Origin of the sequence: Pedobacter sp. JCM 36344 (assembly GCF_046546555.1) — a bacterium.
Taxonomy (GTDB): domain Bacteria; phylum Bacteroidota; class Bacteroidia; order Sphingobacteriales; family Sphingobacteriaceae; genus Pedobacter.
Window position 1 is genome coordinate 72,194 of record NZ_JBKHKK010000007.1, and the last position, 14,212, is coordinate 86,405.

At 39.7% G+C, this 14,212-nt stretch carries 13 protein-coding genes; 5 read left to right on the forward strand and 8 right to left on the reverse strand.

Translation table 11 applies throughout. The features are described from left to right. Positions 1-66 precede the first annotated feature (66 nt). The 5 genes from rpsJ to ACHFIZ_RS08580 all read right to left on the reverse strand — a co-directional run bounded on the left by rpsJ (position 67) and on the right by ACHFIZ_RS08580 (position 3,806). Positions 67-372 carry a 30S ribosomal protein S10 gene (rpsJ, locus tag ACHFIZ_RS08560; RefSeq protein ID WP_008244591.1) on the reverse strand — a complete coding sequence of 102 codons (306 nt, stop codon included), beginning with the start codon at positions 370-372 and terminating at the stop codon, positions 67-69. A gap of 64 nt (positions 373-436) precedes the next feature. After that, complete coding sequence (gene fusA, locus ACHFIZ_RS08565; RefSeq protein ID WP_410884819.1) at positions 437-2,551, reverse strand: elongation factor G; 2,115 nt, start codon at positions 2,549-2,551, stop codon at positions 437-439. A gap of 16 nt (positions 2,552-2,567) precedes the next feature. After that, positions 2,568-3,035, reverse strand: a complete 468-nt coding sequence (gene rpsG, locus ACHFIZ_RS08570) for a 30S ribosomal protein S7 (protein ID WP_410884821.1) — start codon at positions 3,033-3,035, stop codon at positions 2,568-2,570. Between the two features lie 16 nt (positions 3,036-3,051). Continuing rightward, entirely contained in the window at positions 3,052-3,468 is a 417-nt protein-coding gene (gene rpsL, locus ACHFIZ_RS08575) for a 30S ribosomal protein S12 (RefSeq protein ID WP_410884823.1), read from the reverse strand. 116 nt (positions 3,469-3,584) lie between these two features. Further along, positions 3,585-3,806, reverse strand: coding sequence for a VF530 family DNA-binding protein (locus ACHFIZ_RS08580; protein ID WP_410884825.1), 222 nt, complete (start codon positions 3,804-3,806; stop codon positions 3,585-3,587). 73 nt (positions 3,807-3,879) lie between these two features. On the opposite strand from ACHFIZ_RS08580, the gene ACHFIZ_RS08585 reads away from it, so the two are divergent. After that, positions 3,880-4,515, forward strand: coding sequence for a hypothetical protein (locus ACHFIZ_RS08585; protein WP_410884827.1), 636 nt, complete (start codon positions 3,880-3,882; stop codon positions 4,513-4,515). Here ACHFIZ_RS08585 and ACHFIZ_RS08590 read toward each other — a convergent pair whose 3' ends face one another. The 3 genes from ACHFIZ_RS08590 to ACHFIZ_RS08600 all read right to left on the reverse strand — a co-directional run bounded on the left by ACHFIZ_RS08590 (position 4,516) and on the right by ACHFIZ_RS08600 (position 7,656). After that, the gene (locus tag ACHFIZ_RS08590; RefSeq protein ID WP_410884829.1) at positions 4,516-6,483 is read right to left on the reverse strand and encodes a M1 family metallopeptidase; all 1,968 of its coding nucleotides are present in this window, start codon (positions 6,481-6,483) and stop codon (positions 4,516-4,518) included. A 91-nt stretch (positions 6,484-6,574) separates the two neighbouring features. Beyond that, the gene (locus ACHFIZ_RS08595) at positions 6,575-7,303 is read right to left on the reverse strand and encodes a hypothetical protein (RefSeq protein ID WP_410884831.1); all 729 of its coding nucleotides are present in this window, start codon (positions 7,301-7,303) and stop codon (positions 6,575-6,577) included. Between the two features lie 5 nt (positions 7,304-7,308). Then, positions 7,309-7,656, reverse strand: coding sequence for an arsenate reductase (locus ACHFIZ_RS08600; RefSeq protein ID WP_410884833.1), 348 nt, complete (start codon positions 7,654-7,656; stop codon positions 7,309-7,311). A gap of 117 nt (positions 7,657-7,773) precedes the next feature. On the opposite strand from ACHFIZ_RS08600, the gene ACHFIZ_RS08605 reads away from it, so the two are divergent. The 4 genes from ACHFIZ_RS08605 to ACHFIZ_RS08620 all read left to right on the forward strand — a co-directional run bounded on the left by ACHFIZ_RS08605 (position 7,774) and on the right by ACHFIZ_RS08620 (position 14,209). Next, the gene (locus ACHFIZ_RS08605) at positions 7,774-9,159 is read left to right on the forward strand and encodes a sensor histidine kinase (RefSeq protein WP_410884835.1); all 1,386 of its coding nucleotides are present in this window, start codon (positions 7,774-7,776) and stop codon (positions 9,157-9,159) included. An 8-nt stretch (positions 9,160-9,167) separates the two neighbouring features. Next, a complete protein-coding gene (locus tag ACHFIZ_RS08610) occupies positions 9,168-9,854 on the forward strand; it encodes a LytR/AlgR family response regulator transcription factor (RefSeq protein WP_410884837.1) in 687 nt (228 codons plus the stop codon). Between the two features lie 76 nt (positions 9,855-9,930). Then, positions 9,931-13,380, forward strand: coding sequence for a response regulator (locus ACHFIZ_RS08615; protein WP_410884839.1), 3,450 nt, complete (start codon positions 9,931-9,933; stop codon positions 13,378-13,380). A 1-nt stretch (position 13,381) separates the two neighbouring features. Continuing rightward, positions 13,382-14,209, forward strand: a complete 828-nt coding sequence (locus tag ACHFIZ_RS08620) for a CheR family methyltransferase (protein WP_410884841.1) — start codon at positions 13,382-13,384, stop codon at positions 14,207-14,209. The last annotated feature ends 3 nt before the right edge of the window (positions 14,210-14,212 follow it).

Below are 14,212 nucleotides of genomic sequence, written 5' to 3' on the forward strand. Positions count from 1 at the left end.
CCCTAAAATAAAAAGGCCTTTCAGAAATTTAATTCTGAAAGGCCTTTTTCGTCCTAAACCCTAAAGTTATACTTTGATTTCAACTTCAACACCGCTAGGTAGTTCAAGTTTCATTAACGCATCAACTGTTTTAGAGTTCGAGCTATAAATGTCTAACAAACGTTTGTATGCACATAACTGAAACTGCTCACGCGCTTTTTTGTTCACATGTGGTGAACGTAAAACAGTGAAGATCTTCTTTTCTGTAGGCAACGGAATTGGTCCGCTTACCACTGCACCCGTAGGTTTAACTGTCTTAACAATTTTCTCAGCAGATTTATCTACTAAGTTATAATCGTAAGATTTCAATTTGATTCTGATTCTTTGGCTCATGATATTTATTTAAATGAAGCAGGTGGTTAGAGCTATTAATAACTACCCGCTAAGTTAATTCGTACTAATCTATAGATTTAACTCTACCTTTTGATTTAGCAATTACTTCATCCTGTACGTTTTTCGGTGCAGCTTCATAATGGTCAAATTCCATTGTTGAAGTTGCACGGCCTGAAGTGATCGTACGTAACTGAGTTACATAACCAAACATCTCAGACAATGGTACAGTTGCTTTAATTACCTGTGATCCCGCACGTGTATCCATACCTAAAAGCTGACCACGACGACGGTTCATGTCACCGATAACATCACCCATATTTTCTTCAGGGGTAAGAATCTCGATTTTCATGATTGGCTCCATCAATGTCGGTTTACATTTAGGCAATGCTTCACGGTAAGCCATTCTAGCTGCAAGTTCAAATGACAGAGCATCTGAATCGACTGCATGGAATGAACCATCAATTAAGCGAACTTTCATGTCAGGTAGTGGATAACCTGCCAATACTCCGTTAGCCATCGCTGCTGCAAATCCCTTTTCTACCGAAGGGATAAATTCACGTGGAATTGAACCACCGCTAATTTCGTTTACAAACTGTAAACCGCCCTTTTCGTAGTCTGGGTCGATTGGTGAAATCACAACCTGAATGTCCGCGAATTTACCACGACCACCTGATTGCTTTTTATACGTTTCACGGTGTTGAGTTGTTCCAAAGATCGCCTCTTTGTAAGCAACTTGTGGTGCTCCCTGGTTTACCTCGACCTTAAACTCACGTCTAAGACGGTCAATCAGGATGTCCAGGTGAAGCTCACCCATACCAGAGATTACAGTCTGACCAGTTTCCTCGTCAGTTTGAACTCTAAATGTAGGATCTTCCTCTGCAAGTTTAGACAATCCCAAACCTAATTTATCAATATCAGCTTGAGTTTTGGGCTCAATAGCTAAACCAATAACCGGCTCAGGGAAGTTCATAGACTCCAATACAATTGGATTTTTCTCTTCACAAAGTGTATCTCCAGTTTTGATATCTTTAAATCCAACGACAGCTGCAATATCACCTGCTCCAACATTTGGAATTGGGTTTTGCTTGTTAGCGTGCATTTGGAAGATGCGGGAAATACGCTCCTTATTCTCAGAACGGGCATTATAAATATATGATCCAGCTTCCAGGTTACCTGAGTAAACACGGATAAAGCATAGACGACCAACAAAAGGATCCGTTGCAATTTTAAAAGCTAAAGCTGCAAAAGGCTCTTTTTCATCTGGTTTACGCAAAACTTCTTCACCTGTATCAGGGTGAGTACCAACGATACCCGCTGAATCCATTGGTGAAGGCAATAATTCCATCACATAGTCAAGCATAGTTTGTACACCTTTATTTTTGAAAGATGAACCACAAACCATTGGTACAATTTTAGCATCTAATACAGCTGCACGCAATGCGTTTAAGATCTCACGCTCAGTGATTGAGTTTGGATCATCGAAGAATTTCTCCATCAAAGACTCATCGTAATCTGCAACAGATTCCAATAACTTCTCTCTCCACTCTGCAACCTCATCGACCATATCTTCCGGAATTGGAACCTCTGTAAAGGTCATCCCTTTATCTTCCTCATTCCAAACGATACCACGGTTATTGATCAAATCAACAACACCTGTAAAGCTATCTTCAGCACCTATAGGCAATTGCAATGGAACTGCATTGCTACCTAACATGCTTTTTACCTGCGCAACAACTTTCAAGAAATCTGCTCCTGAACGGTCCATTTTATTAACGAAGCCAATACGGGCAACATTGTAGTTGTTAGCTAAACGCCAGTTAGTTTCAGATTGTGGCTCAACACCATCAACTGCTGAAAACAAAAATACCAAACCATCCAATACACGTAGCGAGCGATTTACCTCTACGGTAAAATCTACGTGTCCCGGTGTATCGATAATGTTGATGTGGTAATCCTGACCTCTATATTTCCATCCTACTGTTGTAGCAGCAGAAGTGATCGTGATACCACGCTCCTGCTCTTGTGCCATCCAGTCCATCGTTGCAGCACCTTCGTGAACCTCACCAATTTTGTGACTAACACCAGCATAATAAAGGATACGCTCAGTTGTAGTGGTTTTACCCGCATCAATGTGAGCTGCAATCCCGATATTTCTAGTAAATCTTAAATCTCTTGACATTTTATAATTTCAAATATTAGAAACGGAAATGAGAGAACGCTTTGTTGGCTTCAGCCATTTTATGCGTATCTTCTTTTTTCTTAACTGCTGCACCTTCACCTTTAGCTGCTGAAACAATTTCACCGGCTAATTTCTCTTTCATAGTTTTTTCACCACGTTTACGAGCGTAAGAAATTAACCATTTCATGCCTAATGCAATTTTACGGTCTGGTCTTACTTCTGTAGGCACCTGGAAGTTTGCACCACCAACACGGCGTGATTTTACTTCTACTGCAGGCATTACGTTAATTAAAGCACGTTTCCACACTTCTAAGCCACTTTCGCCAGCTTTTTTCTCGGCTAACTCAACTGCATCATAAAAAATATCATAAGCAATGGATTTCTTTCCATCGTACATCATATTGTTTACAAATCTCGTTACCTGAACATCATTAAACTTAGGATCAGGAAGGATAATTCTCTTTTTTGGTTTTGACTTTCTCATTTTTCTTTCCTAATAATTACTTCTTCTTACCACCTTTTGCTGGAGCCGCAGCTACTTGTCCCGGCTTAGGACGTTTTGTTCCGTATTTGGAACGACGTTGGTTACGACCAGCAACACCTGAAGTATCTAATGCTCCACGAATGATGTGATAACGTACACCTGGTAAATCTTTAACACGACCACCACGGATCAATACGATTGAGTGCTCCTGTAAATTGTGACCTTCACCAGGAATATAGGCATTCACCTCTTTTCCATTGGTTAAACGTACACGGGCAACTTTACGCATTGCTGAGTTTGGTTTTTTAGGGGTAGTAGTATATACACGTGTACATACACCTCTTCGCTGTGGACAACTGTCCAACGCCGGAGACTTACTCTTGAACTCCAGTGCTACTCTACCTTTTCTAACTAATTGCTGAATGGTTGGCATTGTTCTTTTTTGTTTTTCTATTTATGTTTAAAAACTTTACCCCTCAATAAGGGACTGCAAAGGTAAGACAATACATTTTATAAATCAAGCTGTTAACATAAATTTATTGCGGATTCTTAATGGAAAGTATTCAGGTACAATTTCTCCACTTTTTTCCTGGCCCAGTCTGTCTTCCTAAGAAACTTTAAACTTGAATTCATTGTCGGGTTGTTGTTGAAACAATCTATCTTCACCAAGGCACCCATTTCCTCCCAGCCATATTTCCAGACCAACTGCTTTAAAATGAACTCTAAAGTTTTGCCATGTAGTGGATTATTTTTTTGTTCGTCTGCCGCCATGCTGCAAAAATAAGAACTTAAACGCATTTCGGTTCGCATTTTTCGTAAATTTGAATCCTAAATACAAAACGACATGCATTTAAAAATCGGAGACTTTGTTCGCTTTGTGGATGAAAACCTGGAAGGCTACATCACACGCATCATAGATAAAGAAACTATCGGGGTTACCGATGCCAATGACTTTGAGATTCCAGTAATGGCATCAAAAGTAACTTTGATACATGGAGAGATCCCAAAGAACGGTCCCCTCGCTACCAGCACGCCAGTAAACATTGCCCCAGAGGTTTTTGTCAAAGAAGGTGTTTCACTCGGGTTGGTCAGCGATCAGCACATTTCATCTGTGGCACATTTTCACTTGGTTAACGACAGCTCATTCACCCTTCTGGCCAGCTTAACAACAGAGAGGAACGGTGCTTTCAATGGTGAATATTCCGGCATCGTAAAGCCACATAGTAGCACCAAGATTTACGCTGCCAATATGAGCGATATCCAACTTTGGCCCAAGTTCAAACTAGAGATTCTGTTCAACGCAAAAGGGGATGTGGAGCCCTTAAGCCCACTCATTTACCACCAAAGCATTAAAGGTAAAGACCTCTCTGTCTCAAAAGTGGATATTCCGCTTTTAAAAACGAAGGGCTGGTCTATCCGTTTAGATACATCAGCCCCCGTGATAGATGCTGAAAAGCTAAAAAACAGCTTTTTTAAATAATTAGTTAGCTGGCCAGCTATCGTTAGCAGGGTTCACATCTGGCAACACTTTTTCAGGATCCAGCTTCACCGATACTACTTCTTCGGCAGTTGGATACCTTACAACCCAACTTTTGTTCCTCATCCAAACATCCACTCCCAGCTTTATAATATCTGTTTTACCACTTTTGGTTTTAATCTCCAAAATAATGGGCATTGGCATCTTTTCTAAGTTGCTAACCTCAATATCGTAACCTGGACTGGTATTAGCACCTTTGCTAGGGGTAACAGATGTAATCGCCTGATCCATTTTCCAGTTTTCTAGGAACCATCCTTTCCAGAACCATGACAAATCCTCGCCAGCACCATTCTCCATTGATCTGAAAAAATCAACAGGTGTAGGATGCTTAAAAGACCATTCTTCGATATATTTCCTAAAAGCATAGTCAAAACGATCAGCACCAAGTACCTGGTTTCTCAAAAGATCCAGACCCTGTCCAGGCTTGCTATATAGGTTACGTCCAATGTTCGCTTCTCTCATCGCATCTGGACTCAACATGATGTATTCGGCTTCAGGCCTTTGATAAATTAAAGCTGCCCTACGCATATCTGTCTGCCCTTGTTTATACTCTCCATTATTGAATGCCTGGGAAGAAATACCATTTATAAAAGTATTGAATCCTTCATCCATCCAGCCAAATTTACGCTCGTTACTCCCAACGATCATTGGAAACCAGGTATGCCCGAACTCATGGTCTATCACGCTCCATGCGCTTCCATTCTTTGCTTTCCAACCGCAAAACACGATTCCGGGGTACTCCATTCCACCAACGTTACTGGCGATATTTACTGCCATCGGATAAGGGTATTCAAACCATTTCGTTGAATAATGCTCTATTGACGTTTTAACGTACTCCGCACCCCTTCCATATCCGTCTTTACCATTACTCTCCACAGGATGTGCAGATACAGCCAAGGCTTTCTTTCCACTAGGAAGATTAATACGGGAAGCGTCAAGCACAAATGCTTTCGATGATGCCCAGGCTACATCTCTGGTATTTTTAATCCTGAATTTCCAGCTTAGTTTTTCTTTTGATGGTCTTGAAGCCGGGTCTAATACCTCTGCTTCTGATCTGACAGTTACTGTTTGATCACTATTTTTTGCTGCATTCCAACGTTTCAACTGCTCGGTTGTAAATACTTCCTGAGGATTCAATAGTTCTCCTGATCCCATCACAATATGGCTTGCAGGAGCCGTGATAACAAAATCAACATCACCATACTCGCAATAAAACTCGCCAGCACCCCAATAAGGCAGAGTATTCCAACCCAAAACATCATCATATACAGACATTCTTGGAAACCATTGCGCGATAGTGAAAATTTCCCCATTTTTGGTGGCGAGGTGCCCCATGCGGTCTGATCCATTGATTGGAATCACGAAAGAAAAATTCATTTTTATTGTAATTACCTCCCCTGCACCCAAGGGCTGGTCCAATCTAATCTGCATTCTGGTATCTTCAGTTAGCGAACTAAACTTTACTGTCTTGGCCTTTTTAGAAACATCAAGCCCCTCAATCTTATAACCTCCCTGTAGCTTTTCGCCACGGTTGCCATAGCGACTGTTTCCAGTGATCAATGCATTTCCTCTTGAGCCTTCCGCAAAAAGGTTCTGGTCTAATTGTAGCCATAAATACGGCAACTTATCAGTGCTATTGTTTTTATAGGTTATCGTCACAGATCCCGAAATAGTATTCGTAACGTCATTAAGTTCTGCTGCAATCACATAATCAGCTTTGTTTTGCCAATACTTTGGTCCGGGATATCCACTTGCTGAACGGAATTCATTCCCATTTTGAGTGTAGAATAGCGGATTAAATGCTTCGTGGGGATCATAGTTAGAGGTAGGACTCGCGTTCTGTGCAAACACAGATCCTCCTATTGCTACAAGAAATAGCGAAAAGACAGTAGATTTTTCAATAATATTCATAGAAATGCAAAATTTGAATTAAATATATAAATAACATTATATGCCAAGGCAAATGTAACACCAATAAGAGCGAGTAAAGATCAAAAAGATCTTACAATTTAGGCATGGCTGGTAATTTGCGTTGCTTAAAGGGCAGCTTAAGCCAGGTACTATAGGCCTTAATAATATAACTACTATAATTAAAAGGCCGTTCCGACGAAACCAGCAAAGCCGAAGGCCTATATAAATATATAAAAGCCTTTAACTCCTCGTCTTTGAGCTTAATCAAATTGGAAATGACGATGTTGTTAAAGTTTGAATTGATTTCTTCGTCAAATCCCTCCCGCTGTTCCAACAACTCTTTCTTAGTCTGCTCACGGCGATACTTCCCATATCCTAAATTAAGTTTCAAACCGCCAGCCCGGTCATTGTTCTTCTTCCCTCTTAAATCGTCCGTTTCAAATCTTTTAAATTCATGGACCTCAGGATCTTTATAGAAAACACCTGGGTTAACTCTGGCGCCGAGAATACTTACTTCATTCAACTGATTGGCACTAACAGGCAAAAAAATTCGCTTATCTGCAAGATTTATCAAAAACAAAGTATCTGTATGATATCCATTTTTAGAAAATACTAAAAGATCGCCCTTCTTAGCCGAAATCCTAAACTGTCCGGATATCGGTGTTTGCAAAGCTTTCCCATTGTTTAAGTTCTGAACAACGACTCCTTTTAATGGTGACGTTTTCTTCTCAAAATCATAAACATGACCCAAAACCGTTTCTTGAGCCATATTTATTAATGGCTGTAACAGCATTAAAAACAAGAGGAAAATCAGTCGCATAAACATTATTTAAAAGCTAGGACGTAGGCTTCTTCTCTGAATCCGATTAAAACAGGCTTCTCATCCACTTCTACAATTGGCCTCTTGATGGAACTAGGATTAGCAACCATTAACACCACTGCAGAACCTTGGTCAAATACGGCTGCTTGTTGCTCAAATGTTAATTTCCTATAGGTGGTACCTTTCTTATTCAAAACATTTTCCCAACCAAAAAAGTCACACCACCGATTAAGCTCTTCAACAGTTACTCCCTTTTTCTTGAAATCGTGGAATTCGTAAGACAGACCATGCCCAGTTAACCAGATGGTTGACATTTTTATTGTATTACAATTTGGAATGCCGTATACTTTCATACTGCAAATCTAAAAAAACAAGACGAAATCACCGTTCGTCACATTTTTTAGTAAGTTCATCACTTATTGAAATTTCTAAAAATAACACTTTGTAACATTGTGCAAAGAAAAACAACCATGACAAAACTTCAAGAAGTAGCGAAAATTGAACTTATAGCATTCACTGCATGTGCGGTAGTCGCTTTTATTGTTAGCGCGGGCGCAGCAGTAAGTGAGCATATTACCATACCCAACCATATCTATTATAACAGGTTTTGGATTAACCTTTTCTCTACTTATGTAATCACTTGTCTTTGCTATTTCCTGCTGTTTTTTTACGTCAACACTGAAATAGAACAAAAAGAACGAAAACCATCCAACGGAATAATCCTGATTTGTCTGCTTATTCACCTTTGCTGGGTCGCGGGCCTTATTAATGAGTACTTCGCATTACTACTTGCGATAAAAATGATGGTTATTTTTATCACCTCAACAAAAGATGGAGAGAAGCTCACTCTTGCTCAAGAGGGACTGATGCTGTTTGCCCTGTTTTTATTCCAACATGCAATTTGCGTCATTCTAAATTATAATTTAGACATCCGCGCGGTCTTTAGCACTTTAATCCCTATAGCAATTCTTCACTACCTGTATGCAGTGCATGTTCTTCTTCCAGAATTAAGTAAAACCAATAAAACCGGGCTTAAATTTATAGGGCGAACCATCGTAAATGCCGTAGTGACCTATCTTTTGTTGTTAATGATGGTTTATACCTTCTACCCAGCCCGAGATAAATTTGACTACTTATATTTAATGAACATGCCTGCTCAATTTGTTGTGGTACCCGTCTTATCATGGATCATTTATAAAGCAAGAAATAAAAGAGAGGCCGAAGAGATAAGATCACTTAAAACTGAACTTGGTAAAGCTGACGCAAATTTGAATTTTCTGAAATCTCAGATCAACCCACACTTTTTATTCAATGCGCTGAATACTTTATATGGAACAGCTCTTCAGGAAAATGCAGCTCGAACAGGTGAAGGCATTCAAAAACTTGGTGATATGATGCGTTTCATGCTCGAAGAAAATGTGGCAGATAAAACACTTCTTGCAACGGACATAGAGTATCTCAAAAACTATATTTCCTTACAAAAACTTAGAATTGCAACGAGTCCGAATATCCATATTGAAACAGATATTGAAGAACCTCAAGAACAATACTTAATCGCACCAATGATGTTACTCCCATTCGTCGAAAATGCTTTTAAGCATGGTATAAGTCTAAATAATCCATCTCAAGTTAGGATCACCCTTCAAACCAAAGCCGCCAAATTATACCTTGATGTCAGCAATAGTATTAACAAGGCAAATGAGAATGATCCCGAAAAATCACATGGAGGAATAGGACTACAAAACGTAAAACAACGATTGAGTTTGCTATATCCGAATCACCATGAGTTAATCATCCGTGACAATGCTAAAGAATTTTTTGTTCACCTGACCATCGACCTCACGGAAATTGATTAGTTTTAAACATGATTGCTATTGCTGTAGATGACGAACCGATTGCCCTTGATATTGTAAGGTCTCATGCTTCGAAAGTATTGGCAATAACTTTAGCAGAAGTATTTACAAATGCTTTTGACGCGATGCACTACTTGCAGCAGCACCAAGTCGACCTGATATTTCTCGACATTAAGATGCCAGACATCAACGGCATCGATTTTCTTCATGCACTTAGCAACCCACCCATGGTTATTTTCACAACAGCATATTCAGAACATGCGGTTAAAAGCTTCGAATTGGATGCTATTGACTATCTGCTAAAGCCATTTTCATTGCCTCGTTTCTTAAAGGCTTGCAACAAAGCGAACGAAATTTACAACTTAAGACTCAACGCTTTTGGTGATAAAGAACAAGATTCTCTCTTTATTAAGGATAGCTACGAACAAATTAAGGTACAGATCGACGACATCCTATATATCGAAGCAGCGGGCAATTACACCAGAATTAATCTTAGGAATAAAAATCTGCTAAGTACACGCGTTCCTATTAATGAAATGCTGCAGATGCTGCCGGCTAAAAAATTTATCAGAACACATCGCGCATTTATAGTCGCAATAAATAAGATAGACAAGTACGACCGTAACCAGATTTGGATGGGTGATCAAATTATTCCAATAGGGAATACTTATTCTCAATGTCTGCAGGGATTTAGCTAGGACTCGGTTAAATATTTCACGGGAATATTCGTTATAATTGCATACAAATTTTCCGCACAAATCAACCATAGCATTTATGTTTAAGCTATCTTTTAAACAACAAGTAAGGACCGGCTTTGGATTCTCATTACTTTTTGTCCTTTTATCTGCTATAACATCTTATTATAGTGTTAAAAATTTAGCTGAGGATGCAAAATGGCAAACCCACACTTCTGAAGTGATAAATATCACTCAAAAGATCGAAACACAAATGCTCAATTCAGAGACCTCAATGAGGGGTTTTATCCTGACGCAGAAAAATGATTTTCTAGACCCTTACACGCAAAATGTGGATAAAATCGCTCCTACAATTGGGGAATTGGGCATATTTGTGCAGGACAACCCTAGACAACTGTTAAGAATAGATACGCTGGAGCGCTATGCGAAGCAAAAAATCGCCGACATGCAAACCGTTCTGCGGTTCAACGCCATCGGAGGTAGGGAGAACGCTAATAAAATGGTGATGGGAGGCAGCGGACAAAGGATTAAGATGTTGATGCTTGGTGTGAGCAACAGGATTATTCAGGAAGAGATGAATCTGCTAAAGATACGGAAAGCTAATACCCTAAAAAGCAGCACTCAAAGCACCTGGATAGTCTGGACGAGCTCTTTTATCATTTTTTGTTTGATCCTATTCCTTTTCTCTTATATTAAGAAAACCTTTGACCAGCAAGCCCTTACTGAAAAACAAATTCGGGAATCCAACATCCAACTAGCAGATATTTCGGCAGACAATGAGCGAAAGAATTGGTTGCTTTCTGGTGCTACAAAATTAAATGAGGCTATACAGGGAGAACAGGAAATTGACCAGCTCGCCACAAACATTATCACGGAAATCTGCAGTTATATTGGAGCTCCTATAGGAGCGATCTACCTACTTTCTTCCAAAAAGTCCTTCGATTTAACTGCGGGATATGCATATAGGAAAACTTCGGGTGCAGAAAAAGGATACAACCTTGGTGAAGGTTTAGTTGGACAAACCGCATTAGAGAAACGCTTTCGATTGATAAACAAACTTCCTAAAGATTACATTAAGGTAAATTCAGGCTTAGGCGACACAAACCCGACGTCACTATTGCTTTTACCAGTAATATTCGAGAAATATACTATTGCTGTATTAGAACTCGGACTGCTAACAGAGCCAGACCCAGTCACAATTCAATTTTTAAACACCATCTCGGATAATGTTGGTGTAGCTATCAATAGCGCGGTGGCAAGAGTTAAACTAAGAGATTTATTTGAAGAAACCCAACAGCAAGCAGAGGAGTTAGAGAGTCAACAGGAAGAATTAAGGACTACGAACGAAGAATTGATTTATAAATCGGAACAGCTTCAGGCGTCGGAGGAGGAGTTAAGACAAACAAATGCAGAATTAGAAGAAAAGGCTCAGCAATTGGAAGAACGGAATATTGTTGTTAACCAATCACGAGAAGCAATGATGCTGAAGGCTGAAGAGCTCGAGATCTCCAGCCGTTACAAATCAGAGTTTCTTGCTAACATGAGCCATGAGTTAAGAACCCCCTTAAATAGCATCCTTATTCTGGCTAGAATACTGAAGGAAAACAAACCAGAAAACCTTACAGAAGACCAGATGAAATATGCAGGCGTAATACACAATGCCGGAAACAACCTACTTACACTGATCAATGACATACTTGACCTTTCTAAAATCGAATCAGGAAAAGTTGACCTGGACATAGCGCCTATTGATCCTGTAGAGATACAACACAATACAGAATCCTTATTTACAGAACTCGCGCGAAACAAGAAGATCATTTTCAAGATCTTAGTAGCTAATAACTTACCAAAGACGATTCTTTCTGACCAATCCCGAGTCGAGCAGGTTATCAAAAATCTGTTATCTAATGCATTCAAGTTCACTCCTGAACATGGCGAGATCAGTTTAGAATTTCTTTTAGCCGATCCGCAAACAAATTATTTCTCAGACCAACTAAAAGAAACAAAGGAAACGATTATCGGCATTCAGGTGAAAGACTCTGGAATAGGAATTCCTCTCGAAAAACAGAAACTGATATTCGAAGCATTCCAGCAGGCAGACGGATCAACAAGCAGAAAATATGGTGGCACCGGGTTAGGCCTATCTATAAGTAAGGAACTAGCACATTTACTTGGCGGCGAGATCCAAATCCAAAGTGAGCCAAATATTGGTAGCACTTTTACGTTATACCTTCCCGAACGGAACGTAGACCTCAAACCTGAAGAACAGTTGACCCGAACTGTAGAGGTACAAATCCGTACTCCTCCTCCTGTAAATAGTATAGCGAAGAAGCCAGAATCGGCGCAAAGCTTACTGATCGTTGAGGACGACCCTACTTTTGCTGAATTATTGACCGATTATGCAATAGAAAAAGGATTTACACCAATGCTTGCCACTCGTGGCGATATCGGTCTCGAGATGGCAATTTCAGAACTACCGGATGCTATAGTATTGGACATCATGCTGCCCGTAATGGATGGATGGCAAATTCTGAAAAAGTTGAAAGCAGATCCGCGTACCAGACACATTCCTGTTCATATGATGTCTGCCGGAAACGAAAAAGATGATCGGGCTAAGAATGAAGGAGCAATTGGTTTCCTTAAGAAACCCGTCGAAAAAGATGCCTTGGACGAAGCTTTTAGCCTGCTGAGCTCCGCTCATCTAAGGTATAACCTCAAAAAAGTATTAATTATTGAGGACCAGGAACTGCAGAGTAATATATTAACTGAGCAGCTAACGAATAAAGGCGTTGATGTGGAACAGGCATACACTGGCGAACAGGCTTTGCAAATGCTAAAAGATCAACGGTTTGATTGTATAATTTTAGATTTAAACCTTCCTGATATTTCTGGTTTTGATCTCCTTGATCAAATTAAAGAGCAGCCTGAACTAACACACGTTCCGGTGATCATAAACACTGCGATGGAATTGGATCAGGACAAGATGGCCAAAATCCTGAAGCATAGTGAGGCTATGGTGTTGAAGAGCAACAAATCTAACGATCGCCTAATAGATGAAGTAAGTCTATTTATGAACAAACTGAAACAAGGTGATGGAAAGGCCGTCTCTGTCAAGAGCAACACTGTAGAAAAAGGTGTATCGAGTATTGAAAAGGCCCTGGAGAATAAAACAGTTTTGATTACTGACGATGACATGAGAAATATCTTTGCTTTATCCAGTGCATTGCAGCTTTACAACATGAACATTCTGATTGCAAACAACGGCCGCGAGGCGATAACCCGACTGGCAGAGAACAATCAGATTGACATTGTCCTAATGGACATTATGATGCCTGAGATGGATGGTTATGAAGCAATGCGGGAAATTAGGAAGGATAAGCAGTATGCTAAGCTACCGATCATCGCACTTACGGCAAAAGCAATGAAAAATGACAGGGAAAAATGTATAGAGGCTGGTGCAAACGATTATATCTCTAAACCTGTAGATATGGATAAACTTTTATCTATGCTCAGAGTTTGGCTAAGTTAGTATGCACAATTCAAACCAAGAAATAATAACCTACGAACAGCTCAATAGCTTGATTGACCTCATCAGAAATACGCAGGACTTTGATTTTGGCAGCTATTCTGCCGCCTCGTTAAAAAGAAGGGTGACGAGAATTATGGGTTTGCAAAAACTAAGCCTTTTCGATCTACGTACGTTGTTAACAAACGACTTGGATTATTTCGAATCATTTTTGATCGAAATTACGGTGAACGTGACTGAAATGTTTAGAGACCCACTGTTTTACAAGTCATTAGCAGTGAATGTGATTCCCTATCTAAGATCTTACCAACGCCTGAAAGTTTGGAATGCAGGTTGCTCCACCGGCGAAGAGTTGTATTCCTATGCGATCTTGTTTTCCGAAGAAAAGCTTTACGATCGAACGTTTTTTTACGGAACAGACATTAATAGTGATGTTTTAGAGCATGCGCGTTCAGGTATTTACGAGCTACAAAAAATGAAGCAAAATTCCGAGAATTTCCACCAAACCGGAACAGTACATACCCTATCTGATTTTTATACGGCAAAGTATGATGCGGCCATTATCAACTATTCCCTGAAAAAGAATGTACTTTTCTCTGCCCATAATCTTGCTTCAGATGGCGTATTTAATGAATTTCAAGTGATCTCCTGTAGAAATGTTCTCATTTACTTTAATATGGAGCTTCAAATGAAAGTCATTGAACTATTCTATAATAGTTTAGCTAATTTCGGTTTCCTTTGCCTTGGAGCTAAAGAGACATTACGAAGTAATGAAAACGGCCGTTTTAAAGTAGTCGACAAAAAAAATAATATCTATCAAAAAATCGCATAACTC